At 69.4% G+C, this 1,975-nt stretch carries 1 protein-coding gene; it reads left to right on the forward strand.

The window, feature by feature from the left end; translation table 11 throughout:
* Nucleotides 1–88 precede the first annotated feature (88 nt).
* Complete coding sequence (locus tag NUV94_08170; protein ID MCR4392710.1) at nucleotides 89–1,969, forward strand: PKD domain-containing protein; 1,881 nt, start codon at nucleotides 89–91, stop codon at nucleotides 1,967–1,969.
* Nucleotides 1,970–1,975 lie beyond the last annotated feature (6 nt).

The following is a 1,975-nucleotide window of genomic DNA, read 5'->3' on the forward strand; positions in this document are numbered from 1 at the left end:
TCGAGGCCAAGGGCACAATCAGCTTCCGCGACCCCGACGGCGACATCGTGCGGGCGGAGTTCGCAATCGTGGAAGGCGACCCGGCCACGTGGACTGGGAGAACCCGGAGGACATCGCCGGGATCGCGGCCTACTGGTTCAAGGTGGGCAGCGCGCCCACCGGCCCGAAGGACGGCGCCCGCCGCGAGATCGCCCAGAAGCCCCTTATTGTTGAGAACCCGCCGGAGGGCGAGCAGCCGCTGTTCGTGTGGCTCGAGGACGGGATGGGTAACACCACCCACGAGAAACGGGCCCAGGTGCTCCTGCGGTTCGACAAGACCCCGCCCACGGGGAAGCTCTTCATCAACGACGGGGCGACGCGCACCATGGAGCTCGTGGTGACCCTGCAGCTCACAGGGCAGGACAACGCCAGTGGCCTCCCCGAGATGCGGTTCTCCAACGACGGGCGCGCGTGGAGCGGCTGGGAGGGGTTCGCCGCCACTAGGCAGTGGGACCTCTCGCAGTTCGGCGGCAGCACCGCCCCTGGCCGGAAGACGGTGTTCGCCGAGCTGCGCGACCGGTCGGGGAACGTCGCTCAGCTCCAGGCCCAGATCGAGTACATCGTGGCCAAACCGCCCACGGCCCGGTTCACCGTCACTCCAGAGAGTCCGCGCCCTGGCCAGGCCACGACCTTCGACGCTTCGGCCTCATCGAGCCCGAATGGGGCCATCACCCGCTACGCCTGGGACTTCGGAGATGGCACGCAGGAGGCGACCGACAAGCCCGTGACCAAGCACACCTACGACAAGGAGGGGCGCTACACGGTGCGCCTGGCGGTGACCGACGTGCTGGGGCTGACGGCCCCGGCCCCCCCGCGGGAGCTGGTCGTCGAGATCAAGCCGGCCACCCTGCGCGTGCCCCTCGACTTCTTCACCGTGGACGAGGCCCTGGCGGCCGCCCAGCCCGGGGACATCCTCCTCCTCAGCCCCGGCTTCTACACCGTGAACCTGGTGCTCGGCAAGTCCATCACCCTCAAGGGGACGGGCACTCCGGCGACCCTGCAAGGGAAAGACAAGACCAAACCGGTGCTCACCGTCCAGGGTGAGAACGTCGAGGTGCGAGTGGAGTCCCTCACGATCACGACGCTGGCCGGGGCCGGTGCTTCGACCGTCCTCGTCCAAGGCAAGGCAAGGCTGACGATCGTAAGCGCGCCCGTGAGCAACATGGGCACAGCGCCCGCGCTGGACCTGAAAGACTCCGCCCGGCTGACGCTCGAAGGAACGGCTGCAAGTCCAATAGCCGTGAGCAGCGGGGGCGGGACGGCGATTCAGGCCCGCGACCAGGCCCAGCTCACCCTCGCCAACGCCCGGCTCAGCGGGAAGAGCGGGCTCGCCTTGAGCGGCTCGGCCCAAGCCACCCTCAGCGGCTCCACCATTACAGCCACCGGCGGCGATGGCCTCACCTCCTCCGGCTCGGGGGCCGTGACGATGCACAACGTCCAGATCACGGCGGGCAAGACCGGGGTGCGGCTCTCCGGCTCGGCCCAGGCGACCTTCGACCTCGCGGGCTCGACGTTGACCGGGGAGGAGGCCGGGATCGCCCTGCGCGACACGGCCAAGCTGACCGCCCGCGGCGGCACGATCCGCAGCGGCGCCTCCGGCATCGGGGTTGACGTGGCCGGACAAGCCCAGCTCATCCTGGAGGGGGCCGCCGTCAGCGGCGGGGTTGTGGATTTGCGGGTGATCGAGCGGGCCCGCGCCATGGTCCAGAAGACGAAGCTCTTCGGCGGCCTGGCCGGGGTCCTCGCCGGCGATTCCGCCGTCGTGCTGCTGCAAGAGAACGAGATCACCGATCACCCCCTGTGGGGCGTCGCCTTGGCCACCCCTGCGTGTGTAAGAGCAGAACTGCGCACCCTCACCGGCCATACCGACTATGTCAACTCGGTCGCGTTCTCCCCGGACGGGCGGCTCCTCGCCTCCGGGTCCTACTAGGAGGTC

This window comes from Candidatus Acetothermia bacterium, from assembly GCA_024653305.1.
Classification (GTDB): Bacteria; Bipolaricaulota; Bipolaricaulia; order Bipolaricaulales; family Bipolaricaulaceae; genus JACIWI01.